Origin of the sequence: Paenibacillus pasadenensis DSM 19293 (assembly GCF_000422485.1) — a bacterium.
Taxonomy (GTDB): Bacteria; Bacillota; Bacilli; order Paenibacillales; family Paenibacillaceae; genus Paenibacillus_O; species Paenibacillus_O pasadenensis.
The window spans coordinates 1-26,922 of record NZ_KE383852.1; the positions used below are offsets into that span (position 1 = coordinate 1).

Annotated in this window: 27 protein-coding genes; 6 read left to right on the forward strand and 21 right to left on the reverse strand. The window is 66.5% G+C overall.

Annotated elements, in window-relative coordinates:
* Positions 1–228: transposase (locus H582_RS28380; RefSeq protein ID WP_043111580.1), on the reverse strand; the 228-nt coding region annotated here is incomplete at its 3' end.
* A gap of 306 nt (positions 229–534) precedes the next feature.
* Positions 535–2,070: a carboxypeptidase M32 gene (locus tag H582_RS0118120; RefSeq protein ID WP_240479042.1), complete on the reverse strand. Its 1,536-nt coding sequence runs from the start codon at positions 2,068–2,070 to the stop codon at positions 535–537.
* Positions 2,071–2,192: 122 nt separating this feature from the next.
* Between H582_RS0118120 and H582_RS28385 the strand changes: the two genes are divergently transcribed.
* Both H582_RS28385 and H582_RS0118130 read left to right on the forward strand, forming a co-directional pair.
* Positions 2,193–2,546 (forward strand): iron-sulfur cluster biosynthesis family protein, encoded by a 354-nt coding sequence (locus H582_RS28385; RefSeq protein WP_052333413.1) that lies wholly within the window; start codon positions 2,193–2,195, stop codon positions 2,544–2,546.
* 5 nt (positions 2,547–2,551) lie between these two features.
* Positions 2,552–3,142, forward strand: coding sequence for a beta-class carbonic anhydrase (locus H582_RS0118130; protein ID WP_028599646.1), 591 nt, complete (start codon positions 2,552–2,554; stop codon positions 3,140–3,142).
* Positions 3,143–3,261: 119 nt separating this feature from the next.
* On the opposite strand, the gene H582_RS0118135 is transcribed toward H582_RS0118130, so the two are convergent.
* Complete coding sequence (locus H582_RS0118135) at positions 3,262–3,801, reverse strand: DUF309 domain-containing protein (protein WP_052333414.1); 540 nt, start codon at positions 3,799–3,801, stop codon at positions 3,262–3,264.
* A gap of 144 nt (positions 3,802–3,945) precedes the next feature.
* On the opposite strand from H582_RS0118135, the gene H582_RS0118140 reads away from it, so the two are divergent.
* Complete coding sequence (locus H582_RS0118140) at positions 3,946–4,380, forward strand: hypothetical protein (protein ID WP_028599648.1); 435 nt, start codon at positions 3,946–3,948, stop codon at positions 4,378–4,380.
* Positions 4,381–4,384: 4 nt separating this feature from the next.
* Positions 4,385–4,663 (forward strand): DUF2653 family protein, encoded by a 279-nt coding sequence (locus H582_RS0118145; protein ID WP_028599649.1) that lies wholly within the window; start codon positions 4,385–4,387, stop codon positions 4,661–4,663.
* 96 nt (positions 4,664–4,759) lie between these two features.
* Here H582_RS0118145 and H582_RS0118150 read toward each other — a convergent pair whose 3' ends face one another.
* The 4 genes from H582_RS0118150 to H582_RS0118165 are packed head-to-tail and all read right to left on the reverse strand — an operon-like array spanning position 4,760 to position 8,397.
* On the reverse strand, positions 4,760–5,995 hold the full coding sequence (locus H582_RS0118150; RefSeq protein WP_028599650.1) for a beta-ketoacyl-[acyl-carrier-protein] synthase family protein: 1,236 nt from the start codon (positions 5,993–5,995) through the stop codon (positions 4,760–4,762).
* Between the two features lies 1 nt (position 5,996).
* Complete coding sequence (locus H582_RS0118155; protein WP_028599651.1) at positions 5,997–6,455, reverse strand: type II toxin-antitoxin system RatA family toxin; 459 nt, start codon at positions 6,453–6,455, stop codon at positions 5,997–5,999.
* Between the two features lie 51 nt (positions 6,456–6,506).
* Positions 6,507–7,694, reverse strand: a complete 1,188-nt coding sequence (locus H582_RS28390; RefSeq protein ID WP_028599652.1) for an NAD(P)/FAD-dependent oxidoreductase — start codon at positions 7,692–7,694, stop codon at positions 6,507–6,509.
* Positions 7,687–8,397: a methyltransferase domain-containing protein gene (locus tag H582_RS0118165; protein ID WP_028599653.1), complete on the reverse strand. Its 711-nt coding sequence runs from the start codon at positions 8,395–8,397 to the stop codon at positions 7,687–7,689. Before H582_RS0118165 ends, H582_RS28390 begins: the two co-directional genes overlap by 8 nt.
* A 250-nt stretch (positions 8,398–8,647) precedes the next feature.
* Here H582_RS0118165 and H582_RS0118170 point away from each other — a divergent pair, with 250 nt between their 5' ends.
* Positions 8,648–10,567, forward strand: a complete 1,920-nt coding sequence (locus H582_RS0118170; protein WP_028599654.1) for a glycosyl hydrolase family 18 protein — start codon at positions 8,648–8,650, stop codon at positions 10,565–10,567.
* 118 nt (positions 10,568–10,685) lie between these two features.
* Here H582_RS0118170 and H582_RS0118175 read toward each other — a convergent pair whose 3' ends face one another.
* The 8 genes from H582_RS0118175 to wsfD all read right to left on the reverse strand — a co-directional run bounded on the left by H582_RS0118175 (position 10,686) and on the right by wsfD (position 20,609).
* Entirely contained in the window at positions 10,686–11,525 is an 840-nt protein-coding gene (locus H582_RS0118175; RefSeq protein WP_028599655.1) for a DegV family protein, read from the reverse strand.
* Between the two features lie 105 nt (positions 11,526–11,630).
* The gene (locus H582_RS0118180; protein WP_028599656.1) at positions 11,631–12,206 is read right to left on the reverse strand and encodes a GNAT family N-acetyltransferase; all 576 of its coding nucleotides are present in this window, start codon (positions 12,204–12,206) and stop codon (positions 11,631–11,633) included.
* Positions 12,207–12,305: 99 nt separating this feature from the next.
* Positions 12,306–13,373 carry a glycoside hydrolase family 113 gene (locus H582_RS0118185; RefSeq protein ID WP_084137418.1) on the reverse strand — a complete coding sequence of 356 codons (1,068 nt, stop codon included), beginning with the start codon at positions 13,371–13,373 and terminating at the stop codon, positions 12,306–12,308.
* A gap of 16 nt (positions 13,374–13,389) precedes the next feature.
* Positions 13,390–15,612 (reverse strand): cellulose biosynthesis cyclic di-GMP-binding regulatory protein BcsB, encoded by a 2,223-nt coding sequence (locus H582_RS0118190; protein ID WP_028599658.1) that lies wholly within the window; start codon positions 15,610–15,612, stop codon positions 13,390–13,392.
* Positions 15,613–15,623: 11 nt separating this feature from the next.
* Entirely contained in the window at positions 15,624–16,883 is a 1,260-nt protein-coding gene (locus tag H582_RS0118195; RefSeq protein WP_028599659.1) for a glycosyltransferase family 2 protein, read from the reverse strand.
* Between the two features lie 3 nt (positions 16,884–16,886).
* A complete protein-coding gene (locus H582_RS0118200) occupies positions 16,887–18,299 on the reverse strand; it encodes a hypothetical protein (protein WP_028599660.1) in 1,413 nt (470 codons plus the stop codon).
* Positions 18,292–19,134: a GGDEF domain-containing protein gene (locus H582_RS0118205; RefSeq protein ID WP_028599661.1), complete on the reverse strand. Its 843-nt coding sequence runs from the start codon at positions 19,132–19,134 to the stop codon at positions 18,292–18,294. Before H582_RS0118205 ends, H582_RS0118200 begins: the two co-directional genes overlap by 8 nt.
* Positions 19,086–20,609 (reverse strand): glycan biosynthesis hexose transferase WsfD, encoded by a 1,524-nt coding sequence (wsfD, locus tag H582_RS0118210; RefSeq protein WP_028599662.1) that lies wholly within the window; start codon positions 20,607–20,609, stop codon positions 19,086–19,088. The genes H582_RS0118205 and wsfD overlap by 49 nt, the downstream gene beginning before the upstream one ends.
* Before the next feature lie 273 nt (positions 20,610–20,882).
* Here wsfD and H582_RS0118215 point away from each other — a divergent pair, with 273 nt between their 5' ends.
* Positions 20,883–21,953, forward strand: coding sequence for a CobW family GTP-binding protein (locus tag H582_RS0118215; RefSeq protein WP_028599663.1), 1,071 nt, complete (start codon positions 20,883–20,885; stop codon positions 21,951–21,953).
* 78 nt (positions 21,954–22,031) lie between these two features.
* On the opposite strand, the gene rpmG is transcribed toward H582_RS0118215, so the two are convergent.
* The 6 genes from rpmG to H582_RS0118245 all read right to left on the reverse strand — a co-directional run bounded on the left by rpmG (position 22,032) and on the right by H582_RS0118245 (position 26,790).
* On the reverse strand, positions 22,032–22,181 hold the full coding sequence (rpmG, locus tag H582_RS0118220; RefSeq protein WP_028599664.1) for a 50S ribosomal protein L33: 150 nt from the start codon (positions 22,179–22,181) through the stop codon (positions 22,032–22,034).
* Positions 22,182–22,217: 36 nt separating this feature from the next.
* The gene (locus tag H582_RS0118225; RefSeq protein ID WP_028599665.1) at positions 22,218–23,414 is read right to left on the reverse strand and encodes a GTP-binding protein; all 1,197 of its coding nucleotides are present in this window, start codon (positions 23,412–23,414) and stop codon (positions 22,218–22,220) included.
* 161 nt (positions 23,415–23,575) lie between these two features.
* Positions 23,576–24,598 (reverse strand): metal ABC transporter substrate-binding protein, encoded by a 1,023-nt coding sequence (locus tag H582_RS0118230; protein WP_028599666.1) that lies wholly within the window; start codon positions 24,596–24,598, stop codon positions 23,576–23,578.
* Positions 24,599–24,626: 28 nt separating this feature from the next.
* Entirely contained in the window at positions 24,627–25,523 is an 897-nt protein-coding gene (locus H582_RS0118235; RefSeq protein ID WP_028599667.1) for a metal ABC transporter permease, read from the reverse strand.
* Positions 25,469–26,176, reverse strand: a complete 708-nt coding sequence (locus tag H582_RS0118240; protein WP_028599668.1) for a metal ABC transporter ATP-binding protein — start codon at positions 26,174–26,176, stop codon at positions 25,469–25,471. The genes H582_RS0118235 and H582_RS0118240 overlap by 55 nt, the downstream gene beginning before the upstream one ends.
* A gap of 167 nt (positions 26,177–26,343) precedes the next feature.
* Positions 26,344–26,790: a Fur family transcriptional regulator gene (locus tag H582_RS0118245; protein ID WP_028599669.1), complete on the reverse strand. Its 447-nt coding sequence runs from the start codon at positions 26,788–26,790 to the stop codon at positions 26,344–26,346.
* Between the last annotated feature and the right edge of the window lie 132 nt (positions 26,791–26,922).

Consider the following 26,922-nt stretch of genomic DNA (forward strand, 5'->3'; position numbering starts at 1 on the left):
GACGCTGCCAGCGCGGGTAATGACGTCGCGCTCGTAGCTGCCGTTGCGGTAGCCCTTGCGCTCGCTGGTGCGCTCGTACGTCTGCGCCGCCAGCTGATCCGTCGCCTGGGCTGTCAGCACCTGATTCAGCACCGTCTCCAACAAGCGGGCCACTCCCGCGTCCCGATCGGTTCCGATAAACAGCTGGTGCAAAATGTCTTGATCTACGGTAATCTGGTATGGAGTCATGTGTAGGCACTCTCCTTGGAATGTTGGTCTCGACAACTTCCATTCTAACCGAGAGTCCTACCATGGCTTTCCTTTTTATGGTCAGGAGCATTTTACACAATTATATGGACTTAACTCCCGTTTCCCCTGCTGCACACCCGAGTTACTCGGTTTTTCCGCGCAATTCCCCCGTTCAGCCGCCGATCGCGCCGAGTTGCTCGGTTTTTCCGGGCCGTCGCCGGGACAGCCACGCCGCAACGTCAAAAAAGCCGTCAAGCCTCCCGACCGATCCGGTCGGGAGGCTTGACGGCTGCGGCGCTTCGGCGCCTACAGCTTATAGATATCGGTGTACTTCGTCCGCAGGTACTGGACCAGATGGGACGAGTCAAGCGGCTTGCCCGTCGCGCCGAGGATGATCTCCTTGGGCGTGCGCAAGCGGCCGTGGCGGTGCACATGCTCGGTCAGCCAGCCGCGGATCGGCGCCAGCTCGCCCTTGGCGACCAGCTCCTCCATGTTCGGCAGGGCGGTCTTCATCGCGTCCGCCAGCTGCGCCGAGTAGATGTTGCCGAGCGAGTAGGACGGGAAGTAGCCGAACAGGCCGGCGCTCCAATGCACGTCCTGCATGACGCCGTCGGCGTCGCTCGGCGGCGTGATGCCGAGGTACTCGCGGTACTTGTCGTTCCAGATCGCCGGCAGATCGGCCGCCTTGGCGCCTTCGTTGAAGATCAGCTTCTCGATCTCGTAGCGGATGATGATGTGCAGGTTGTACGTCAGCTCGTCGGCCTCGATGCGGATGAGCGACGGCTGCACCGCGTTCTGCGAGCGGTAGAACGCCTCGGCGTCGACGCCGGCGAGCTGCTCGGGGAACCGGTTCTGCAGATCGGGGAAGTACCGCTGCCAGAACGGGCGGCTGCGGCCGACGATGTTTTCCCAGAAGCGCGACTGCGACTCATGGATGCCCATCGACGTGCCGTGGCACAGCGACGTGCCGGCGAGCTCCGGCGATATGTTCTGCTCGTAAAGGGCATGTCCCGCCTCGTGGATCGTGCCGAACAGCGCGCTCGTCACGTCCTCCGGCAAATAGCGCGTCGTGACGCGCACGTCGCCGAGATTGAACGTCGTCTGGAACGGATGGGCGCTCTCGTCGATGCGGCCGCCTTCAAAGTCGTATCCGACCTGCCCGAGCATGTAGCGGCTGAACTCCTTTTGCCGCTCCTTGTCGAACAGGCCCTCGAGGAAGGCGCGGTCCGGACGGTTCGGCGAGGCGGCGATCGCAGCCGCGAGCGGCACGAGCTGGCCGCGCAGCGAGGTGAAGATCTCGTCGAGCTCCTGGACGGTCATGTCCGGCTCGTAATCGTCCAGCAGCGTGTCGTAGCGGGTCGCCTTCGGCCCCCACAGGTCGATGAACTGGTTCGTGTAGCCGATGACCCGCTCCAGGTAGCCCTGGAACGCCGGGAAATCGTTGTCCTTGCGCGCCTGCTCCCAGGCGGATTCCGACTGCGACGCCAGCACGACATACTCCTCGTACAGCTTGGGCGGAATCTTCACGCTGCGATCGTACGAGCGGCGCGTCTCGGAGACGAGCTTGCGGTCGATCTCGCCGAGCGCCGCCTGCGCTTCCTTCTCCTCCAGCTGCTCGAGCAGCTCGCCCATGCGCGGCGAGGTGGCCAGCTGGAACGCTTCCGCGCCGAGCATGCCGAGCACCTCCGCGCGGCCGGCATGGCCCTTGCGCGGAGCGCCTGTCCGGAGATCCCAGCCGATGACGGCCGCAGCCTCCTGATAGCGGACGATCTTGCGGTCCAGCTCGCGGAATTCGGTCAATGCCTTTTCATAAGCGGTCGCGGCTTCTGCCATGTGCTTCATCTTCCTTTCCTCTTCGAAGGTCGTCGGTCTACTTGAATCATAACGGGCACAGCCCGTATAATCAACGGTAACCGCGCGGGAGCCCGGTCCGGCAGGACTCCCCGCAAAAGGAGGAGATTCGGATGCGCATCACAATCCGTCCGGAAGCGGCGGACAAGCTGCGGCCGTATGTCGGCGACGGGCAGGCCATGCTCAAGCTGGTGTACGATACGGAAGGCTGCGGCTGCGTCGTAAACGGCGTGTCCGCCCTGTATGTCGTGCAGGAGCCGCTCTCCGGAGACGTCCAGGGCGAGGGAGATCCTTATCCGTTCCTGTACGAGGAGCGCTACGAGGTCTTTTTCGAACCGGAGCTGAAGCTCGGCTACAGCCGGGAGCGCGACGCGTTCATCCTCTCCAGCGACAGCCAGATCTACAACTACGACTTGCGCTTCTTCCCCCGCGCGCCGCAGTTCCAACCCTCGGAGAAAGGTCGGTAACGTCCATGAACAACATCGAGCAGATCCTGTCCTTCAACAAGCAGTTCGTCGAAGAGAAAAAGTATGAGGAATACCTCACCGACCGCTTCCCCGACAAGAAGATGGTCATCCTCACCTGCATGGATACGCGGCTGACGGAGCTGCTGCCGCGGGCGATGAACCTGCGCAACGGCGACGCCAAGGTGCTCAAGAACGCCGGCGCGATCGTCACGCAGCCGTTCGGCAACATCATGCGCAGCATCCTGGTGGCGATCTATGAGCTGCAGGCCGAGGAAGTCGTCATCATCGGACACTACAATTGCGGCATGACCGGCATCGATCCCGAGGCGATCATCGGCAAGATGGTCAGCCGCGGCGTCTCCCAGACGACGATCCGCACGCTCAAGCATTCCGGCGTCGACTTCCACCGCTGGCTGACCGGCTTCGACAACGTGCGCTCGAGCGTCGAGAAGAGCGTCGGCATCGTGCGCAACCACCCGCTGCTCCCGTCCGGCATCCCCGTCAGCGGCCTCATCATCGACCCGCAGACCGGCAAGCTCGACCTCGTCACGGACGGCCATGAGTTTCTGAAGCAGCCGCCCGCGTCCGAGAACTGATACTGATTCCTCCCAAGACAACGAAAGCGGAAGCGGAACGAAAGCCGAGCTGGCTCGGCGATCGTTCCGCTTCCGCTTTTTTGTTCTCCATGGCCCCCCGGGTCCGCGCTGCTCCCGCGCTACTCCGGCGATACGCCGGGCCGCCTGCGCTCGATCGACTCGCGCCGCGCCAAAATCACTTCGCTGCGGTCGCGCAGGCGATGCCGGTGGACGATCGCCGCCGCCGGCTCGCCGCCGGCGCACCAGCCCGCCTCGAGCCGAGCGCACTCCTCCCGCGCCGCCTCGAGCAAGGACTCGTCCGCGATCGGCAGCGTCCAGCTGAGATAGGGCAGCGGCTCCCCCGCTTCCAGACGTCCGGCCGCGTCGTCCAGCTGCGCGAGCAAGGCCGGACCGTCCAGTCCCGCCTGTCCCAGATCCTCGCGCCGCAGCCGCTCCCAGGCGGAGCGCAGCATTTTGCGGGCGCCCTCCCGGTTGCCGCGGCGCAGATGGTACTGGCCGACCGCGATCTGGATCAGTCCGTGCCACAGCCCGGAGTCGCTCCCGGGATGCTCCTTCCAATAATCCTCCAGCAGCTCATGGCATTCGAAGTAGTCCCGCGTGCCGTGAAATTCCGCCAAAAACCGGATGTAGGCATCCGGATAGAACGACATCGTCCGCATCACTCGTCCAGCCCTTTCCTATCCTTAAAAACCGCGTTTGCGGGCAAGCTATAAATTAAATGAAACCTGCTTCCCATGATAGACGTATAGGCACCCGAACGCAATGTTCGCCACATATTCCACATGGAGGGGACAAATCACCAGATGAAAAAAGGATTTATTTTGATGATCGCCTTCACGGTCATGCTCGCCTTCACCGGCATCGTCTCCAGCACGGCAGACGCGAAGCGCGGCGGCATCAAATCCCCGCGCCAGGGCTACACCCAAGCGCCGAAAAAATCGACCGACAACGTCCAGCGCAGCGATGCGAACAAAAATACCGGAGCAGCCGCCGGGACCGGCGCCGCAGCGAAGCCGGGCTTCTTCTCCGGCGGCGGGCTGATGAAGGGCCTCATGATCGGCGGCCTCGCCGGCATGCTGTTCGGCGGCATGTTCGGCGGCATGGGCTTCATGGGCGAGATCCTCGGCCTGATGGTCAATCTGCTTGCGCTCTTCGCCCTCGTCATGGTCGTCGTCGCGCTCTTCACCTACGTCCGCAGGAAGCGCAAGCCGGAGCCGGACACGCGGAGACCGTACTGATCCGATGCGGCTTTCGATGGATGAGATCATCAATGCCGTCTGCCTGAGCGAGTCGGCCCGCCGCGGCATCCAGCCCGGCGCGATCGAGGTCCAGCTCAGCTGGGAAGAAGAATACGGCTTCACGGCGGAGGTATGGATCGCCGACCGCTCCCATTACCTCGTCGAGGCCAACCTCAAGGAAGCGATCGAGCAATACGTATTCAAGGAATACGGCCGCAGGATCTACCGCTCCCAGATTACGCTGGACGCGGACGAAGAGTTCTGGGCGGACATCGCCGAATAAGCAGCAAAGACGCAAAGGGACGAAGCTGAGCCGCGCTCAGCCTCGTCCCTTTTTCGTTGCCCGGCGCTCGGGAAGAGGCCGGGCTGCGCGGCAGGCTCATCGTGTGCGGAAAGCAAGCGTCGCGTTGATGCCGCCGAAGCCGTACGAATTGGACAGCGCCGCGCCGAGCCGCGCCTCGCGTCCGGCGCCAGTCACGAGATCGAAGTCCGCCGCCTCGTCGTCCGGCTCCTCGAGATTGGCGGTCGGCGGCAGCCAGCCGCGCGACAGCGCCAGCGTCGTGATCGCCGCCTCGATCGCGCCGGACGCGCCGAGCGGATGGCCGTACAGCCCTTTCGTCCCGCTCACGGCGACCGGGCGGCTGCCGAACACGCTGCGGATGACCCGCGACTCCGTGCCGTCGTTGAGCGGCGTCGAGGAGCCGTGCGCGTTGATGTAGCCGACCTCCTCCTGCAGCATGTCCGCATCCGCCAGCGCGAGCCGCATCGCCCGCTGCGCCTGCGTGCCGCAAGGCAGCGGCGCGCTCATATGATGCGCGTCGTTGCTGACGCCGAAGCCGCTCAGCTCGGCGAGCACCCGCGCGCCGCGCGCCCTGGCGTGGCCCTCCTCCTCGATGACGAGCACCGCCGCGCCTTCGCCCATGACGAAGCCGTCGCGCCGGCGGTCGAACGGCCGGCTCGCCGCGGCCGGCTCCTCGTTGCGCGTCGACATCGCCCGCAGCAGGTCGAATGCGCCGAACGACAGCGGCGAGAGCGGCGCTTCCGAGCCGCCGGCCAGCATCGTGTCGGCCTCGCCGCGGCGGATCGCCTGCAGCGCCCGCCCGATGGCGACCGCGCCGGAGGCGCAGCTCATGGCATTCGTCTCGTTCGGCCCCGTGAAGCCGAATTCCATCGCCATATTGCAGGAGGCCGCTCCGCCGAATACCGAGAAGCCGAGCGTCGGCGAGACGCTGCGATAGCCGCCGTTCATGAACTGCCCGCATTGCTCCTCCGCGTAGGCGATGCCGCCGAGCGCGCTGCCCATGAAGACGCCGGCGCGATCGGAATCGACCGCAGCCGGATCGAGTCCGGCATGCTGGAGCGCCATCCGCCCCGATGCGATCGCCAGCTGCGAGTAGCGGTCGGTGCGATGCGCCCGTTTCCGATCCATGTAGTCGCCCGCGTCGAAGCCGCGGATCTGCGCGGCGATCCGGCTGCGCAGCCCTTCCGGCGCGAACCGGTCGATCGCTCCAATCGCGCTTTCTCCTTTTCGCAGCCCTTCCCAAAGTCCTTCCGCGCCGATGCCGATCGGCGTCACGCAGCCGATGCCGGTAATGACCGCCCTCCGCTCGCCCATTCTAGTCGCCTCCCTTTCCATTTTCGGCCGCCGCCTTCAGCCCGAGCAGCGTGCGCTCCGCGATCGCATGCACGAAGCCCGGACCGATGATGCCGCTCGCCGCCAGCCGGCCGACCGGCGGCCGCTTCCATTCATGCACGATGACCGCCCGGCTGCCGCCTGCATGCGGTTCGACGATCCATTCCACGTCCATGCCGGACGTGACGCCTTCGATATGGCGGTAGACGATCCGGCCCCGCTCCGGCTCCAGCCGCATCTCGCTCACCCACCAGACCGGCCAGCGCAGCGCGCCGAACGGACGGTACGCCTTCATCTCCACGATCCCGTCCCCGGCCTCGCCGGAGCGGAACGTCACCGATCGATAATGCTTCAGATGCCCCGGCCACCGCTCCACATCGCTGGCGAGGCGGAACACCCGCTCCGGCGACGCCTGCATCGCCGTTTCATTGTAGGTACGCATCGCATGCCGCCTTCTTTCTATAAAATATCTGTCAAATCTCCATCCGCTGCTTCAGCGTAAACGCGGCAAGCCGGGTCCGGCGCCTCTCGGGCAATCCCCGATGCGCGCAGCGAGAAGCGAAGCCGATCCGCTCCAGCGGATGCCGGCCAGCGCCGCGCGGAACAGCCTCGGCCGGGAAGCGCCGTATTCGACCAGCCGCTGCAGCGCCGCTCCCGGCCCGAATTCTCGCTGCAGCCGCCTCTCGTACGCCTGCAGCGCCTGCGCTCCGTCGGATCGCCGGGCAGCCGCGAGCGCCGCGGCGGCAAGCTCCGCTCCGCGCAGCGCGCGGAACAGGCCCTGGCCGGTGAGCGGGTCGTAATAGCCCGCCGCGTCGCCGACGAGCAGCACTCGCCCGGAGCGGACCGCCCGCACCGGCGCGTCGAACGGGCCGCAAGCGAGCGTCTCTCCGCTCGCCTGCGCCGAGGCCGTCCTGGCGGCCAGCGACGGCGATGCGCGCAGGGCGCTCAGCAGCGCCTCCTGCCCGTTCCTCAGCGCGGCGGCGGAGGCGGCCGCCGTCCTCGCAGGCAGCACGAGCGTGGCGTTGGCTTCTCCGCCGGACAGCGGCGCGATGCCGATCAGGACGCCCGGCTGCGCATGCAGCTCGACGAGCGGCCGCAGCTCCGCCAAGCCGCCGATGCGCCCGGTCAAGGCGACCTTGCGCAGCGGTCCGGGCGGCGCCGACAAGCCCGCCGAGCGCGCGACGGCGGAGCGGATGCCGTCCGCGCCGACGACGTAGCGGGCGGCAAGCGTGACGGGCCGGCCCTCGCGGATCGCCGCCGCCCGGCAGCCGCTTCCGTCCTGGCGCACCTCCTTTACCCGGCACTCCGGCAGCAGGCTCGCTCCGGCCCGCATCGCCTGCTCCAGCAGCCAGCCGTCCAGCCGCTCCCGGCGGCAGCTCCAGCCTCCCGCGCCGTCCGGATAACGAGCCTCCAGCCGCGCCGTCCCGCTATGGATCGTCCATCCGTCCAGCGGATGAAGCTCGTCCAGCAGCTCGCTCCATGCCGGAGCGCCCGCCGCGCCTCCGTCCCGCGCGAGCCGCTGCAGCGCTGCCGCCGCTCCGGGATTGAGCGACTCGCCGCATGGCTTGCGCCGCGGATGCCGCCCGGCGTCGGCGATCGCCACGCTCAGGCCGAGGCGCGCGAGCCGCCACGCGAGCGCGCTGCCGGCCGGCCCTCCGCCGCAGACGAGCACGTCAAGCATCGCTCAGCAGCGCGAGCCGCCATGGAAAATGGCGGCGCACGGCGGCGCCGTTCAGCCCGGCGCGCCCGAGCAGCTCGAGCGCTTCGTCCGCCGTGTACGAGCGCCGCACCGACAGCGGGCCGTCATGGCGCGTCACCGGGCTGCGCCAGACGGCCAGCGCCAGCAGACGCGCCGCGCCGTACGCGAGCGGATGGCGCTCCAGGTCGGTGACGACCCAGCCGTGGCGCGCCACCCGCTGCAGCTCGCTCAGCATCGCGACCGCATCGGCATCGCTCAGATGATGCAGCGCCAAATTGCTGAAGGCGACGTCGAAGCTGCCGTCGGCATACGGCAGCCGCCGTCCGTCCGCGACGTCGATCGTGATGTCGGCGTTAGCGGCGGTGCGCCGCCGGGCGAGCTCCGCGATCGCGGGGCTGATCTCGACCCCGGTCACGCGGAGCCGCCAGCCTCGAGCCGCCGCCCAGCGGTGCACGGCGAGCGGCTGGTCGGCGAGTCCGGTCGCCACGTCGAGCACGCGCAGCGGCCGCGCCGCCGGGCCGGCCTTGCCCGCCCTGTCCAGCAGCCGCTCCAAATGTCGCAGCAGCGGCGGATTCCCGCCGAGATAGCGGTTCACCGCCCATACTTCCCGCAGGCTGCGCTCCAGCTCCTGCGGCTCCACCGCGCCTTCCTCGTCCAGCCATTCCTTGGCGTCATGCCGCTTCATCGGTCCATCCTCCTCCTTCCGCGCGAGACGGGCTTAGTCTGCTCCGCCCGTGCCAAATTCATCCATCGGCGGCTTGGATTCATCGGCGGCCGGAGCGGGTAATTTTCCGAAGCGCATTCCCACTCATTCCCACACAACTCGACCGCCGCCGCCGCGTCCAATGAAGGGCAGGCGACAATCGCGCCGGGAGCTTTAGCGACGCTCCCCTACATAACGCCATCATCCTATTCGAACGGGAGGAATCCACCCGATGAAATTCGCTCCGCTCGCCGCCGCGGCCGCCTTCGCGATCGGCTTGCAGGCTTTGGCGGCGCCGTCCGCCGGCGCCGCCAAATCGCTGTCCGCCATCACCCAATACCGAGTCTACCAGAACGACCGGCCCTTGCAGGAGTTCGCCAAGCAGGCGGACGCCGAAGCCTACGCAGCCCGCTATGCATACAGCCGCGTGGAGCGCATCGCGGACCGCGCGTGGCTGTGGGACAACCTGCCCCGCTACAAGGTTTATCTGAACGGCCTAAGCCGTCCCGAATGGGAGTATGCCGGCTACGCCGCCGCGCGGGCCAAGGCGGACTCGCTGCCGTCAGCCCAGATCCGCGACCTGCAGCAGCCCGGCTGGGTGTACAGCAAGTCGCCGCGCTACCGGGTCTATCAGGGCGGCAGCACGAAGCCTGAATGGGCTTTCTCCACGCTGAAGGCAGCCAAGGCGGAGGCCGCCCGCTGGGCGAAGTCCCATATCGTCGACATCGAGGCGGCGGCGTGGATCTGGGACAGCTATACCGCCGAGCAGGCCAAGCAGGCTCGCGCCGCCAAGCCCGTCTACGCGGTCGAAACCAGCGCAGGCGTTCGGCAAAGCGCCTACTCGTTCCTCAAGGACGCCGCGCTCGCCGCCGCCGAGCTGCCCGGCAGCCGGGTCGTCCACGCGGCGACCGGAGCCGTGCTGTTTTCGCGGGAAGCCTCCTACGAGGTGCGGCAGGGCGGCAAGCCGGTCGCCCGCTACTTCGCGCTGCAAAGCGCACTGGCCAAAGCCAAGACGCTCGCCGGCTCGCAGATCATGCAGGGCGGGCTCATCTGGTGGACGAACGAGCCCTATCTGACGGTGATGCAGGGAGACAAGCCGCTGCGCAGCTTCCATACGCGCCAAAGCGCCCTCTCCTACGCGCTCGGCTACGCCCGCAGCCGCATCGTCACCGCCGACAGCCGCGTGCTCTGGAGCCAGCCGCAGTCGCTGCAGGTGCTCGGCTGGAGCGGCACCTCCGACGAAGCCAGCATCGTCGCGCAGCTCGCCGGCACGCAAGGCGTCGACATCTCGTCGCCGTCGTGGTACGAGCTTGCGGACGCCTCCGGCACGCTCAAGGACGACTCGCTGCCCGAGCTCGCCGCGGCGCTCAAGCAGCGCGGGCTCAGCGTGCAGCCGCTCGTCCACAACGGCTTCGATCCGAAGCGGACGAGCGCATTCCTGGCCGACGGGAAAGCCCGCGCCGCGTTCGTCTCGAAGCTGACCGCCAGCCTGAAGAAGCTCGGCGCAGACGGCCTCAACCTCGACTTCGAGAGCGTCGCGGGCAAGGACCGCGCGCTCTACAGCCTGTTCGTCGGCGAGCTCGGAGCCGCCCTGCGCAAGGCCGGCATGACGCTCACGGTCGATCTGCCGCGCGGCGACACCGCCTGGGACCATCTGACCGCATACGACCATCAAGCCATCGCGGAGGCGGCCGACCGGATCGTCATCATGGCGTACGACGAGCATTGGCAGGGCAGCGACGAGGCCGGACCGGTGAGCAGCCTCGGCTGGGCCGAAGGCGGCATCCAGCAGTTCCTCTCCTATGGCGTGCCGCGCTCCAAGCTGCTGCTCGGCGTTCCGTTCTACGTCCGGCTCTGGGAGCTGGACAGCTCAGGCGAGCCGCTCGGCAGCCGCGCCGTCGCGATGAAGGACGTGCCGCAGCTGATCAGCTCCAAGCCCGTCTACGCCTCGCTGGACGAAGCGGCCGGCCTCACGAAATACACCTACGCCGAGAACGGCAGCACCTATGTGTTCTGGGCCGAGACGGAGCAAAGCGTATCGAAGCGCATCGCGCTCGCGAGGAAGTACGATCTCGCGGGCATCGCCGCCTGGCGGCTCGGCTACGAGCCGGCGTCGCTCTGGACGGCCGTATTGAAGCAGAAGCAATCCTAACTTATTTTTTTCGGAGCGAGCAGCGCTGAACGCCGAAAAAAAAGCTTGCCGATTCGCCTGAGGGGCGAACGGCAAGCTTTTTTGGATTTCCTTGGATGGAGGCTGCGTATGCCGGCGGTCAGAACGCGACGCCGATGCCTCCGCGGCCCGCGTACGTGCCCATGACCGGTCCCATGCAGGACAGATGGACCGCCCGGAACGGATGCTTCGCCAGGATGCGCTCCTTGACGTCGAGCGCCAGCTGCTCGCTGCCGCTATGGACGATGGCGATCTCCGAGTTCTCGTAGTCATGCTCCTTCTCGTCGAGCTTGGCGAGCAGGCTGCCGACGGCCTTGCGGAAGCCGCGCGTCTTCTCGACGACTTCCACCTTGCCCTCGCCGCTGATGCGCAGCAGCAGCTTGATGTTCAGCACGGAGGCGACGCCCCCGGACAGCCGGCTCAGCCGTCCGCCCTTGATGACGTTTTCAAGCGACTCCAGCGTAAAGTAGGCGCTCGTCTGCTCAATGATCCGCTCCGTCCGCTCCTTGAGCTCGGGCAGTCCGCAGCCGCCCTCGGCATAAGCGGCCGCCATCGCCACGATGCGGGACAGCCCGCCGGAGAAGCTGCGCGTATCGATCACCTCGATGCCGCGTTCGAAGCCTTCATCGAGCAGCATGTCCTTCGCGATGAGCGCGGACTGATAGGTGCTGCTTATATTGGACGACATGCAGAGGACGAGCAGGTCGCTGGCCGGATCGGCGTTGCGGAACGCTTCCAGAAAGACGGCCGGGCTCGGGCTGGCCGTCGTCGGCAGCTCGCTGAACGACTCCATCTTGTCGTAAAACGCTTCGGCGCTTGTCCCTTCCGCCATCGGACCGTCCGGAAACGTCACGGTCAGCGGAACGATTTCGATGCCATAGCGGGCTTGCAGGGGAACGGGCAAATCAGAACCGCTGTCTGTTATGATCTTGATCGGCATAGGTGGGCTCCTTTCGTTCAGGAGACATTATACCGGATCGGCTCCCTTCCCAGTAGTCACAAATATAACTTGTCAAACCCGCTTCTTTATGCTATGAGAAGCGATTCAGCCGTCCAGCTCCGCGCCTCTCACCTTGGCGAACACCATCGTATCGCGCCGGCTGCCGTCAGGCGACAGGTCGTTTCCGCGCAGCACGCCCTCGAGCGTGAAGCCGCAGCGGCGGGCGACCGCGGCGCTGCGCTCGTTGCGGGCGTCGCACCGGATCTCGATCCGATGCGCGCCGAGCCGGCCGGCGGCGAAGGCGGTGATCGCATGGACGGCCTCCGTCACATACTCTTTGCCTTCCTCGCCCGTGCGCACCCAATAGCCGAGCTCGAAGCATCTCGCCTTCCAGTCGATCCGGTGCAGGCCGCTGCAGCCGATCAGCCGCCCGCTCGCGCGGTCCAGCAGCAGCAGCCGCATGTCCTCGCGCTGCCGATAGGCGATGTCCGCCCGCCGCGCGTCCAGCTCCGACTCCTCGGATGTCGGGGCCTGCTGCGCCCACGGCATCCAGACCTTGAGCCGCTCCAGGCTTTCCTTCACCGCTTCGTTGATGGCCGCCCCGTCGCCGCTGCGCGGCGCGCGGATGAGCAGCCGGCCGCTTTCGAACGGCTCGTCGATGTCGAGCAGCATCGGCTCCATCGTACCGCCTCCTCTTTCCAAGTGGGAATATGCTCCATCTTACTTGAAGGGCGGCTTCCTGGCTAGAGGCGGCCAGACGCGAAAAAACCGCCGCCCCGCTCACCAGGAGCGGATGACGGCGGCGCTTTCTTCCGAAGGGTAGTAGCGCTTGTCCGGACTGGCCTCGCCGATGGCGAACACCGAGTAGCCGAGAAACGACTCGCGCCCGCGGAACGCGTCCCGGTACGCCTCGAACAGCCGGGCCTGCAGCTTGGCGTCCGGCGCATCGGACGGCGCGGAATTCCACGGCTCGCTCGCCGCGCCCTCCCGTGCGGGAAAGCCGAGCTCGCCGAAGAAGTACGGCTTGCCCCATCGCTGCGCCAGCTCCTCCAGCTCGGCGGGCACGTCCTGGCCGCGCCCGTGGCGCTCCGCATGCCTCAAAGCCGCCTTGAGCTCGGCCGTCGACGGCGACAGCTTGTCGGTCAGCTCGAAGTATGCCGCCACCGAGATGAAGTCGACCTCCGCCCACAGCGGGTTGTCCCGCTTGGCGCGGAATGCCGCGAGGCTGGCCTCGTCCCAATCCGCCGTGTACCACCAGTTCGTCTTGTAGGTGACGAGCCCGCCGTACTGCGCCTTCAGCTCCTTCAGCAGCCGGATCCAGTCGCCGCTGCGGCTTTCCAGATGGACGAGATTGGACGCCGCCACGACCGCCTCGACCTGCAGCGGAGCGGCCAGCTCGCGCACGAGCGGCTGCAGCACGTCCTCCTGCCAGTGGCGGAAAAAGGCTTCGGGCTCCGACGGATTCCATGCCGTCTCGGCGACGCTGCCGTCCGCGATCCACGGATACGGCTCCAGCAGCACGCGGATGCCTCGCGCATGCAGCATCGGGATGATCCGGCGCGCCTTGTCCAGGCTTGCCTCGTCCAGCTCGAAGCGGCTCGCCCGCGAATCGGCGACGTTCACCGCGACCGGCACGTTGACGGCGTTCAGCTCGAGCCGCCTCGCATCGTCCAGCGCCGTCTCGATGACGTAGTCCGTCGACAGGCTGCCGGAGCGGATGCCGCCCTCGAGCAGCGGCCTCATGCCGTCATCGTTGCCGGCGGCAAGCCACCAGGCCGCCGCGCCGATGAGCAGCGTCCCCGCCGCGCCGAGCGCGAGGACGCCGCGGCTGAAGCTCCTGCGCGCCATCCTCATCCCTCCTCGATCAGCTTCGGTTTTTGCGGTATTTGCGCCAGATCAGGATGATGCCGAGCAGCAGCAGCAGCAGGATCGTGCCGAACAGGATCGCGAACAGCCTCGCTTCTCCCGAGCTCAGGCTGACCCGCTCCGCTACGCCCGGACTGCCTTCATCGGCGAAATAATGGTTCAGCGCCTTCTCCCAGCGGTCGACCAGCGTCGCGTTGCCGACGAGCTCGCTGCCGTAGGAACGCATCGACAAATAGTTCTCCGCCTGCTGCAGGCTCTCCTCCTCGGGCGCCGTCACGGCGAGCAGCGAGCCGCCGCCCTCCGCGGCGGGGAGCAGCTGGATCGAGGCGAGCCGCGCCGCGAAGTCCGGCAGCAGCCGGCGCTTCTCGTTGCCGACGAAGCGGGCGAGGCCGCTGTCGTACGGGAACCATATCCGCTGGGCCGCCGAGCGGATGAGCTCGCTTTGCTGCGGCGTGCCGACGGCAATCAGCTGCAGCCCCTTGAGGCTGTCCGACTGCCACGGAGCATCGGCACGCGCCTGCAGCGAGCCGCTGTTGTCGGTCAGGTAGGATCCGAGCCGGGCGGCGATGCGGGCCTCGCGGCTCAGGTCGGTCCAGCCGCCGCCCGGGAGGACAAAGGCGGCGGCATTCCAGCGGCCGTTCTTGATGAACGGCCACGGATAATGCTCCAGCAGCAGCGCGCGCTCGTCCTCGGCCGGCAGGCTGACCGTCGACTCCGGCGCGATGTACGCCCACGGCGTCTGCTCGCCGGGACGGATGCAGTCGTAGCCGGTCATCTGCAGGTCGAACGCCACGCTCATCGCCAGATAGCCCGACTGGGCCGCGCCGCTCGGAATCGGCACCTCCCAGACGTCGCCGTCGGCCGACTCGGCGTCCAGCTTCTTGCTGCCGGCCGGGATGCCGTTGACGTAAAGCGTTGCGAGCGACTGGTCGAAATTCAGGTTTTTCGCGTATTTGAGCTCGAAGCGGGCTTTCGCTCCCGGCAGCACGAGCTTGTTGGACGGCAGCTTCACGTCGAAGTCGGCCTGCTGGCGGAACGGTCCTTGCGCCTGAAGCCCTTGCGGATAGCCGAGCTCCTCGAACGTCCAGCGATCGCGGGAGGCATCGGCGGCCGGCCGGTTCACATTCGTTCCGCGCGGCAGCAGCACGGCGCTGCCGTCCAGCTGGGCGACGAGATCGGGATTTTGCAGCAGCCGGGCGGCCGTGTCGAGACCGCTCTCGTCCGCCCCGGATACGATGCCCATGAGCAGCCGTCCCGGCTGCAGCGGCGATTCCGCGCGGAACAGCAGCGTGCCCTCGGCCAGCCGGCCGAGCGCGTCGGCCGGAGCCGCCGCCTTGAGCGCCTCCGGCATCGAGGAGGCAGGGCCGACATAGAGCAGATGGTCGCTCCGATGCTTGCCGGCGGCGACCTCGGCATAGACGCCCATATGCAGTCCCGGCAGCCCTTCCTCGACGGTCAGGCCGAGCGCGGCCGCCGTCTGCAGGCCGGCGGCGACGGCGGCGGGCGACGCTCCGTCCGGCAGCACGATCGACGTGCCTTCGCCGCGGCGCTCGCCCGCGTCCGGCACGAACGGATACGGGAACTGGCGCAGCTCGCCCGTCGCCGCCTGCTCCTCGTAGTCCGCCTGCAGGTAAGAGCCTTCGCCGACAAGCAGCCAATTCTCGTCGGAGCGGTCGTCGGCGCAGATCTCGAACCGGTCGTCCGCATGGCCGAGCGACAGCCGGATCTCGTTGACGCCCGCGGCCAGATCGGCTCCGGAGATGGCAAGATCGAGGCTGCGGCCGCCCTCGCCGATCTCGGCCAGGCGCAACGATCGCGACGGCTTGCCGTTCACCTCGACCGTCAGCGCGGAATCCGCGGCCAGACGGCTCGAGCGCAGCTCGAGATGGAGCATGCCCGAGCGCAGCTCCCAATGCTTGCCGAGGGTGAAATACGTCGATTGAGCGGAGTAATAGCCTTGGAGCTTTACATCCTTGCCGTATGGAAGACGGATCCGGCTCGAGCCGTCCGGCGCCTGCATGACGGCCGGCGACAGGCTCCTCCCGGGCGCCGGAGAGCTCTCCGGCGCCGCCGATGCGGCTGGCGCGACCGATACGGACGGGTCCGCCGGCTGCGCCGACGCGGACGGCGCGGGAGACGGCGCTGCCGCGTCTACGGCGGCCGCGAGCGGCGAGGTCAGGATCGAAAGCAGGACAGCTGCGGCCACGATCGTTTTTTTCATGGACATTCTCCTTAGAACCGTTCCGTCTTGTACCATCGGGCTTCCCGCCGCAGGATGGCATCGCGGATGAATTGGTAGACTCCCTGCAGGGCGACGACGAGCCACAGCTGGCAATACGTGAAGTACATGATCGCGACGAGCGCGATGTTGCGCGGGCGGCTCTGCCCCTTTTCCATGCTGAGGGCAAGCGCCATCTCCAGCACGAACACGAGGAACGCCATCAGCCAGAGCAGCAGCGTGTTGCCGACGATGTTGTACTCGATCAGGCCGAGGATGCCGAGCACGAAGATCGCGTCGGACAGCAGCGCCGAGCTGAGGAACAGGAAATAGACCGAGCAGAAATAGATCAGGTCGAAGCGGATCCGCTTCGACTCCGGAGAGAACAGCAGCGGAATGTTCTTGAGCAGGACGTAGATGTTGCCCTTCACCCAGCGGCTGCGCTGCTTCATCCAGACCGGCACCGTCTCCGGCTCCTGCTCCCAGGTGACGGAGAGCGGCATGTACTGGATCCGGTAGCCGAGGCGGTAGATGCGGAAGCTGATTTCCGTATCCTCGGCGATCGCCTTCGTATCCCAGCCGCCCATCTGCTCGATGATGCTGCGGCGGACGACGAAGTTGGTGCCGGGTATCGTGCACAGGCCGAACAGCTCCCAGCGTCCCGCCTGCACCATCCACTGGAAGCCGAGCGTCTCGATGTTGATGAAGCGGGTCAGCCAGTTTTTGCCGCCGTTGCGCGTGCGGAACTTGCCGATGACCGCTCCGAGCCGGTCGTTCCGCCAAAGCGTGTGGATGAGGATGCGAAGCGCCGAGCGCTCCGGCGTATTGTCGGCGTCGTAGACGGCCAGCACCTCGCCGGTGCTGACGGCGTAGCCGTTGTTGAGCGCGCCGGACTTTCCTTTGCCGCCCGTCTCCGGACCGGTCGTCAGGATGCGCAGATTCACGTCGGGACGGCTGCGCTGCAGCTCCGCGAGGATCGCTCCCGTGCCGTCGCTGGAATTGTCGTTGATGACGATGATCTCCAGCTTGTCCTTCGGGTAGTCGAGCTCCATGAGCGCGCCGACCGACTGGCCGATCACCTTTTCCTCGTTATGGGCCGGGATGAGCACCGAAACGGTCGGATAGTCGTCCAGCGGCTCGTCCACGCGCATCTGCAGCGTTTTCAGGTAGTAGCGGTATCCGCCTGCCGTGAGCACGATATTGATGAGAAGCATGATCCAGATGCAGACCATGCAATACAGAAAGAGGTAATCGATCCAGCCCAGCTGCTCCATGGCTCACCTCAGATGCTTTCTGCGATTGATCTGGCGGCCGACGACAAACGCCGCCGTAAACGCCCCCACGACGAGGACCGAGACGACGAACAGCACGGACAGGACGTTCTGGACGCCGCGGTTCACCGTCGTCAGCCCCCCATCCGCCGGCGGCGCGGCTGTCGGCTCGGGGACTTCGGGAGCGGTCCAGGACGCGGGACTGCCGTTCAGCAGCGTCTGCCCGTCCCGGCGGACGAGCGACTGCTCCTCCCAGACGATCCGGCTGTCCACGGAGGCGGGATCGGCGAATGCGGTCCCCCGCCCCAGCTCCGCCTCCACGGCGGCCTGGAACGCGGCCAGCGGCAGTCCGGCCTCGAACGCGAAGACGCGGGCGGAGCTCTCCGGAAGCGGCGCTTCGCCCTCGGCGCCGGCCGCCGGCGCCAGAGCCGCGTAGCGGCCCATCCACGCCTGCGCGGCGTCGAGATCGCGCGAGAAGCCTTGCCAGCCGGCTCCCTCGACGAACAGGTCGGCGGAAGCGGCGAGCCCGCTCCATTCCGGATCGAACAGCAGATCCGGCGGACCGGCGAGTCCGGCCGGATAGACGCCGCGGCTCACATAGGCGTACATCGAGCGCGCGCTGAGCACCGCGGCATCGTCGGTATCGGTCGCGCCGGTCACTTCGTGGCCCGACAAATACGAGTCCCACTCGTCCGGCGGCGTCCAGCCGGCGAGCGGACCGAGCAGCGCGACGCCGCCGAGCTCCTGCATCCGGCGCAGCGTCTCGTAATAGCCGTCCAAGGAAGGCGAATCGCCGCCCGTGAACAGCGGACGCAGCTCCATCCAGTACGGAATGCCGCGCTCGTGCAGCCAGGCGGCCTTGCGCTCCAGCTCCTCGCGATCGAGAAACGGGCTGATGCCGCTCAGAAGCGCGTACGTCGGCGCCGACACGCCGGAGGCGTCGAGCCAGCCGGCGAGCTGACGCGCCGCCGCGGCCAAGCCGTCCGTCGTATCCAGCAGCACCGTATCGCCTCCGGCGGCGCCGGACGGCAGCGGCAGCCCGCTTCGGAACGGCTCCTCCGCGCCCCCGGCAACAACGACCAGATCCGCCTCCTGCAGCTGCTCCGGCCGCGCGTCTCCGCCGCGGACGAAGCCTACGGCGGCATAGGGCCCGCGCAGCATCCGGTACAGCTCGATCAGCCGCTCGCGCCCGTCCCGGCTGTTCCACTCGCGCCCGTAGACGACGAGCGCCTTGCCGCCCTCCGGCTGCGCCGCCTGGCGCAGCGCCGGAGAAGAATCCGCGCGGAAAGCCGGCGTAGCGGCGGATGCGGGAGACGGCGCGGCGGCCGGCAGCAGCAGGAGAACGAACAGGAAGCAGCAGACGAGCCTCCGGCCGGCCGCATGCCTCGCCGCGCCGCCGGCATGCCGCGCGCTACACATCGTACTCCATGTCCTTTTCGGCCGCGCGGCGCAGGGAAAGCGGATCCGAAGGCTCGGAAGGATCGTAGGCGGCGAGGCCGACGCGAAGCTCGAGCCGCACCGTGACCGCCTTGGCCGCTTTTTGCAGATCGTACGAATAGATGCTTTCCTTGATGCGCGATTTGACGACCTGCGCCCCTTCCCGGTCGCCGAGCAGCAGCAGCGCGAACGTGCGCCCGTCCTCGAGGATGTAGCTGGAGTCCTCGGTGCGCGTGCTCTCGCCGAGCCGCTTGCCGATCCAGGCGACGACGTCCTTCATCGCCTCGCCCCCGACGATGCCGCGGATGTCGTCATAGTAGTCGAGCCGCACGAGCATGACGCTGAGCGGAAGCTCGTAGCGGCGGGAGAGGCTCATGAACTGGCCGAGCACGGCGTAGAAGACGCGCGCGTTCTCGAGCCCGGTGATCTCGTCGATCGTGACGAAGTCCGAGTAGCGCTCCCGCATGCGCAGGTTTTCCTGCTGGATGGAGCGGATCAGGCCGCCGATGACCGCCGTGAGGACGGCGACGAGCGGCAGCAGCACGAGCCAGTAATACACCTGCGACTCGATGCCCTTGCCTTGCATGACGCTGCCGTACATCACATAGCTGCCGTAAAAGAAAATGCAGACGGCCGAGGCGGTGAGCGCGATCATGAGGCCGCTCAGGTAGGACAGCACCGCGACGGCGAACAGCGCGCTCAGCAGCAGCGTGTTTTGCAGGTAGCTGTCCTTTGGAAGCAGGACGAACCAGTTGACGATCCCGTAGCTCAGGACGGCAAGGACGATGACCCAGATATCGAGCTTTTTGACTTCCATTTCGTTTTCCCAGCCTTCCCGCGCAGGCGCAGCCTTTGCATGATCTTGTGCGCGACCCAGCCGGCCATCAGGCCGAACATGAGGTCGAAGCAGACGTTGTAGAGGAACAGATGCTTGGCCAGGTCGGCATCGCCCGCGCCGAGGAACGACACCCCGAGCTGCGACAGGCCGATCAGGCCCGGCAGCGCGAGCGCCTCGAGACGGAACTGGTCCGCTCTGCGGCGGCCCCTCCAGGCCGCGACGTAGAGATAGGCAAGCCCGCCGTAGAAGACGGCGTAGAACAGGACGATGAAGCGGAACGTGCCCGGGAACAGCTGCTGCTTGAGGCTGCTCCACCCGGAGAAGAACGACGACTTCGCTCCCGGCTCCCGGCCGGCGCTTTTTTCGTAGTTGCCCATCGCCGTCGGGCGGATCTGGTAAGCGTGGCTCGCGGCCTCGTTCAGCTTGTCGATCGCCCGGTCCGCATGCAGCGCATAATAGCGAAGCAGCGCCAAGTAGCCGAACTTGGAGTAGAACTCCTCCTGCATGAGCTCGGATTCCACCGGCTCCAGCTGGTACTTGTCGTAATACGTCGTGCCCGCCAGCACCGCGAACTTCGGATCGAGCCCGATCTCCTGCAGATCGCGCTCCGGATGCTCCGTGTTCTGGAGGATGCCGCGCGTCACGGCGTGGTACTGGTTGATATGCTTGATGTCGTCGGACATCAGGCCGTAGGTGAGGACGCTGACCGCCGCGACCGCCGCCGCGCCGCCGATCGCCAGCCGCCGCAGCCGCCTGCTTTGGTACAGAAACGCCGCGCGCAGCCCGAGCAGCGCCAGCAGGATGCCGGCCGGAGCGTTCTGCTGCTTGGCGGCGGCGAACAGCCCGGCGGCGGCGACCCAGGCGGCGAGCCAGCCCGCCGAGCGGCGGTCGAGCTCGGGCAGCCGCATGAGCAGCGCCATCGTCAGCAGCAGCAGCACGTAGGAAGCCGGCTCCCCGTAAAAGGAGCTGAAATAGGCCGTATAGCCCGTGTCGGCGAGAACGAACACGGCGATCAGCGCCGCCGCGGCTGCCCCCGCCGCGGTCAAGCGCTCGGCCGCCTGCCTCACGATCAAGTAGATCGCCGCCAGGAACAGCGCCGCATACAGCGCGGCGATCGCCCGCATATCGAAGCGGTTGTCGCCGGTCAGCAGCAGGTCCGCTCCGATCGCCCCGCGGATGAACAGCGACAGCGAGGAGATGAAGGCGGTGTTGGAGTCGTACGGATATTCGCGGACGCCGTAGATGCGGTTGTAATAGTCGAAATGCCGGTCCTCGTACGTCTCGTTCAGATCGTACAGGCCCGGGTTGTGGATCTCCCGAAAGAAGTCGCCATTGTCCGCCATGCCGAGATACGGCTTGACGAACAGCGCCGTCAGGATGACGATGGCGGCCGCAAGCGCGGCGGCGGCGGCGATTCGAGCCGGATGCTTGGTGCGCCGTGCCTCGTCGAGCATGTCCGGCTTCCCTCCTCTTCTCGAAACCGACGGCGGATTGCGTCGATTCGTCACATCATCTATACCCAATATTTAACGATAACTCCCAAGCGTAATAAAGATATTTTTCGCAAGCTCCTCTAATCTTACGCAAAATAGCCTTTGGCACAAGGCCAAAGGCGGTTCTTCCAGCAGATTCCTGACTCGCGCGGACCGCTCGGCGATGCGGCTTGCGGTACTACTTGGAAGCGGCTGTCCATATCCTTCTTTAGGAAGGAAAGGAGAGTGCCGACGATGAGCGTTCCCGTATATTTGCTGTCCGGATTTCTCGGAAGCGGCAAGACGACGCTGCTGCTGAGGCTGCTGGAGGAATGCGCGCGCCGGGAGCTGAACGCCGCCCTGCTCATGAACGAGCTGGGCCAGATCGACGTCGACGGCAGCCTCGTCTCCGAAAAGCTGCGCCTGCCCGTGCGCAAGCTGCTGGACGGCTGCCTGTGCTGCACGAAGCGCAGCGAGCTGGAGTCGAGCCTCGTCTCGCTTGCCCGTACGGTGCCGGATGTCCTGTTCGTCGAGCTGACCGGGGTAGCCGATCCGGCGGAGCTGCGGGAGCTGCTGCAGGACGGCGGGACGGCGCATGCGGCCGGTCTGGAGCTGGCTGCGGTCGTCACGGTCGTCGACGCCGGCACGTTCGCCGAGTACAACAGCCGCTTCAGCGCCGATCGCGAGCTCGTGCGCACGCTGCGCAGCCAGGTGGCAAGCGCGGATCTCGTGCTGCTCAACAAAGCCGATACGGCGCCGGAGGCACAGCGTCTCAAGGCACGGCGGGCCGTCAAAAAGCAAAATGCGGCAGCCGCCGTCCTGGAGACGGAGCGCTGCCGCATCGATGCCGCTTCCTTGCTGCATGGGATTCACCCGCGCCGAAGCGCTGCCGGAGCGGCGGCGTCACGGGGAGATGCCGCCCCGGCCGGAGCCGTCCCCGGCGCTTCGGCCGGGACGGGCCCTTCCATGGCCGGAACGGCGGCGGCCGCATCCCGCACGCTGAAGACGCTGCCGACGGCGCAGCCGCTCGCGGACCGCTACAGCGGCGGCTCCCTGCGCTCGCTGACGCTGCCCGCTCCGGCCGGCACCCAGCCGGAGCGGGCCGAGGTCGAGCGGTTCCTGCGCGAGCTCGGCGACGGCCTCGTGCGGGCCAAAGGCTATCTGCGCCTCGGCGGCGAGACGCTGCTGCTCCAGCATGCCGGAGGGCGCGCGGAGTGGGAGCCTGCCTCTTATCCCGGCCAGCCGTACCTCGTGCTCATCGGCTCGGCCCTTGACGAGGGACCGCTTCGCGAGCGCTGGGCGTCCCTGTACGGCAGCCGGCCATGAGCCGGAGCCGTCGTTCCCGGCTGCAGCGCCGTCCGCTTCCCGGCTGCGCTTGCCTAGCGGCAGCGGCAGCCCGAATCGTCAGCGCGTCTCGCGGTGAAGCGTCACCCGTTTCAGCCGCGGGCTGTATTTTTTCAGCTCCAGCCGTTCGGGATTCGTCCGCTTGTTCTTGGTCGTCGTATAGTTGCGGTCTCCCGTCTCCGTGCACGCCAGCGTGATCGTCACTCTCATCCATCGTCACCTCCTTGGTCGAATATCCGGGGCCGCTCAGGCCGGAATGCTCCCTCCGGGAAGCAGATCCGCGAACAGCGACCAGTCGGACGCGAGCTCCGCCTCCGTCAGCAGGCAGCGGTCGAGCGAAGCGGTGACCGTCTCCGGGTCCAGGCCGATGCCGATGAAGACGATCCGGTTCACCCGATCGCCGTAGACGGGATGCCAGCCCGCCGCGAGCTCGGCGTCTTCCCGCTTCAGCTGCTCCTGCTCCTCTCGAGGCAGCGCCGCCGCCCAATATCCCGCCGGTCCGAAGCTGATCGACGGCCCGGCCTGGCTCAAGCTTTGAGCCGTCTGCATCCGCGAAGCCAGCCAGACGTAGCCTTTGGCGCGGACGACCTGCTCCGGCCAGTCCCCCAGCCAGCGCCGCAGCCGCTCCGGATGGAATGGGATACGGCGGTCGTAGACGAAGCTCGAGATGCCGTATTCGTCCGTCTCCGGCGTATGCGCCGGCTTCGCCAGCTCCTTCATCCAGCCGGCAGAAGCCGCTGCCTCGCCATAATCGAACAAGCCCGTATTCAGGATGGCGGAAGGCTCTACCCGGCCATGCTCGGCGCGGATGAAGCGGGCGCGCGGCTGCAGCCGGCGCAGCACGCCCTCGAGGCGTTGCAGCTCCTCCTCCGGCACGAGATCGCATTTGTTCAGCACGAGCACGTCGCAGAACTCCACTTGATCGAGCAGCAGGTCGGAGACGTCGCGGGTGTCGTCCTCGCCGACCGCCTGGCTGCGCTCGAGCAGCGACTCGCCGGAGCTGTAGTCGATCCAGAACCGGTTGGCGTCGACGACCGTCACCATCGTATCGAGCCGGCAGTAGCGGGTCAGGTCGATGCCGAGCTCCTCGTCCACATAGGAGAACGTCTGCGCGACGGGCACCGGCTCGCCGACGCCGGTCGATTCGATCAGGATGTAGTCGAAGCGGCCTTCCTTGGCCAGCCGCTCCACCTCGACGAGCAGGTCCTCGCGGAGCGTGCAGCAGATGCAGCCGTTCGACATCTCGACGAGCTTCTCGTCGAGGCGCGACAGGCCGCCGCCTTCCTTGACGAGCCCGGCGTCGATGTTCACCTCGCTCAGATCGTTGACGATGACGGCGACCTTGAGGCCATCGCGGTTGTGGAGCACATGGTTGAGCAGCGTCGTCTTGCCGGAGCCGAGATAACCGCTCAGGACGGTGACGGGAAGCAGGGATTGAGTCATGGGAATCCTCCTATAATGTAATTTTTACGATCTTTGGGCAAGGAACAAGCCGGCCTCAGCCAGCTCGGTTCATGGATCGATCCGCATATCCTATCGTTATATTTACGATTTGATGACGGGAAAACAGCTCGATCCGGCGCTGCGGGGCATGCTGCCCCGGATCAGCCGTTCAGAGCGCCGACCAGCGCCTTCAGGTTGCTCTTCATGATGCTGATGTAGTCCTCGCCTGCGTCCGCCTGCTCCTTGGTCAGTCCTTCGAGCGGGTTGAGCACGTCGGTGCCGGCTTTTGTCTCGGCTGCGATCGTATCGGCCAGCTTGGAGTCGACAAGCGTCTCGAAGAAGATCGTCTTCACCTGATGCTCGCGCACGAATTCGATGACCTGGGCCATCTGCTCCGGCGACGGCTCCTGCTCCGGCGACAAGCCGCTGATCGGCACCTGCTTCAGCCCGTAGCGCTCCGCCAAGTAAGCGAAAGCGGCATGCGAGGTGACGAAGTCCTTGCGCTTCGAGCCTTTCAGCTCGGAAACGAATTGCTGGTTCAGCTCCTCCAGCTTCGCGATGTACGCATCGGCGTTTTTCGCATAGTCCTCTTTATGCTCCGGATCGGCCTGCTCCAGTCCTTTTTGGATGGCGCGCACTTCCTGCTGGGCCAGCACCGGATCGAGCCAGACATGGGGATCCTTGGCATGCTCGTCCGCATGCTCGTCGGCGTGCTCATCCGCGTGCTCGTCGGCATGTTCCTCCTCGCCGTGATGATGGCCGTCGTCGATTCCTTCCAGCTCGGCCAGGCCGTGGCTCGCCTCGACGACGACGCGGTTCGGATTGGCCGCGCTGCCGATCGCCTGCTCGGCCCAGCTTTCGACGATGCCGTTGTAGACAAAGACGTCGGCGTCGCTGATCGCGGCCATGTCCTTGGCGCTCGGCTCCCAGTCATGCGGCTCCACGCCGGTCGGCACGAGCGGCACGACGTCGACATGAGCGCCGCCGACCTGGCGGGCGAACTCCGCCATCGGGTAGATCGTGGCGGCCACCTTCAGCTTGGCGCCAGCTTCCGGCGCGGCTCCGCCGTTTCCGGCCGCCTCGTTCGCCGCTCCGCCCGAGCCGCTGCTGCCGCAGCCGCTCAGCGCCAGCGCCAGTCCGCCGGACAGCAGCAGGCCGGAGATCCATTTCCTTTGACTTGCCATGTTGACCTTCACTCCTTCTCTCTAAGCCTCAAGATGTATGGGAATCCTCGCCCAGCCTCGGAATCGGACCGTAGGAGTGCATCTCCGTGTCCGTGGCGGCAGCATGCTTGGACTTCGCCCGGACGAGCCGGACGACCTTCTGCGATGCGACGCCGATAGCCAGGAAGGCGAGGAGCACCAGCGCGATCGTGCCGCCGGGCGGCGTGCTCAGCTCGTACGAAGCGGTCAGCCCGCTCATGACGCCGGCCAGGCCGATCGCCACGGCGAGCAGCAGCGCGGCGCTGAAGCGCGACGTCAGCCGGATCGCCAGCGCCGCCGGCAGGATGATGAGCGACGAGACGAGCAGCACGCCGACAATCGGCATCGCGGCCGCGACGATCATGCCGGTGATGACGCTGAACAGCATCGAGATCAGCCCCGTCGGCAAGCCGCTTACTTTGGCCGTCTCCTCGTCGAACGTCATCTGATACAGCGGACGGCGCAGGAAAAAGAAGAACAGCGCCGCGGCCGCGGTGACGATCAGCATGAGCAGCAGCTGGGAGCGGTCGACGGCGACGACCGACCCGAACAGGTACGAGGTGAAGCTTTTGCTCATCGTCTTGTTCAGGCTCATGAGCACGACTGCCGTCGAGAGGCCGCCGACCATGATGATCGCGATCGACATCTCGCTGTACGTCTTGTAGAAGCGGCGCACGTACTCCACCGCTACCGCTCCGATCGTCGCGGTCAGGAACCCGGAAAGCGTCGGGCTGAGGCCGAGGAAAGCGCCCGCCGCGACGCCTGCCAGCGAGACGTGGGAGAGCATGTCGGCCATGAGCGCCTGACGGCGCAGCATCAGATACACGCCGAGCACGGAGGCGACGACGGCGATCAGCGCGCCGGCGAAAAATGCCCGCTGCATAAAGTCGTAGTGCAGCATTTCCATCCTCCCTCCCCCTTTCGCTCGAGCTCGATGATCCGATCCAGGTAGGGGCGGCATTCCTCCAGGCCGTGGGTGACCATGACGATCGACATGCCGTGCGCGTCGACCATATGGCGCATCAGCTCGTAAAAGCCTTTGCGGCTCGCCTCGTCCATGCCCGTCGTCGGCTCGTCCATGACGAGCAGATCCGGCCGCTGGGCGAGCGCGCGCGCGATGCAGATGCGCTGCTTCTGACCGCCGGAGAGCTCGCCGATGCGCCGCTCCCGCAGCTGCCACATGCCGACCTGGCGCAGCGACTTCTCGGCCAGCTCGCGGTCTTCCTTGGTCACCCGCCTCAGCCAGGAGCCGCTGCTTAGGCAGCCGGACAGGACGAACTCCTGCACGTTGCTCGGAAAGCCGCCATTGAACGCGGCGATCTGCTGCGGCACGTAGCTGACCTTGAGCGGCCGGCCGTCCTCGCGCTTGCCGGCGAGGAACGTCTTGCCCTTCCACGGCTTGAGCAGCCCGAGCATCAGCTTCAGCAGCGTCGTCTTCGAGGCTCCGTTCGGCCCCGTGACGGCCGCGAACTCCCGGCTCCTCACCTCGATCGTCGCATTATGGAGGCTGGGCGCATCGTTGTAGCCGAACTCCACTTCTTTCAACGAAGCTAAGATCATCGCTTTCGTCTTCCTTTCTATCTTTCGGGCGTCTCCGTCTATCATCGTAATATTTACATCTCGAGACAAAAGAAATCGCTGCCTGTCCGCACGAACGAGGTCAGCGAAGAAAGTTGTAATGATTACACTTTAAGTATAGTACCAGCCGCGAAGCGGGCTGTCAACGCCTAGCGGCCTACTTCGCTCTGGCAGCCCTCGCAAAGGCCGTATACCTCGAAGCGGTGGTTCATGATCTTGAAGTTGCCCGGCAGCCTCATCTCCTGCTCCATCGGGCAGTAGTCGAACGTGAGCGTCTTCTCGCAATTCGTGCAGATCAGATGATGGTGGTGATGATGATTGCAGGCCGCCTTGAACTTGAGCCCCGCGTCCATCGAGTAGAACTGCTCCAGCACGCCCATCTCGCTCATGAGGCGCAGATTGCGATATACGGTATCGAAGCTGACGCCCGGATAGTGGACCGTCATCGCCTCGTAGACGTCCTTCGGGGACAGATAGCCTTCGCAGCCGGCGAAGATTTCCGCCAGACGCCGCCGCTGCTCGGTGATGCGCCAGCCTCCGCGGGCCATCGCGTCGACGATCTCCTTGGCCGTGCCGCCGGCATGGGTATGCGCCATGATCCCGTCTCCCTCCCTTTACATTCCAGTCGATGGTCCTATTGTACCATAACCGGACGTGGACAAGGTAGCTCCGCCCGACCGCGCATGCCGACGACCGGCAGGCGGAATCCGCCTGCCGGTGTCCGGGAC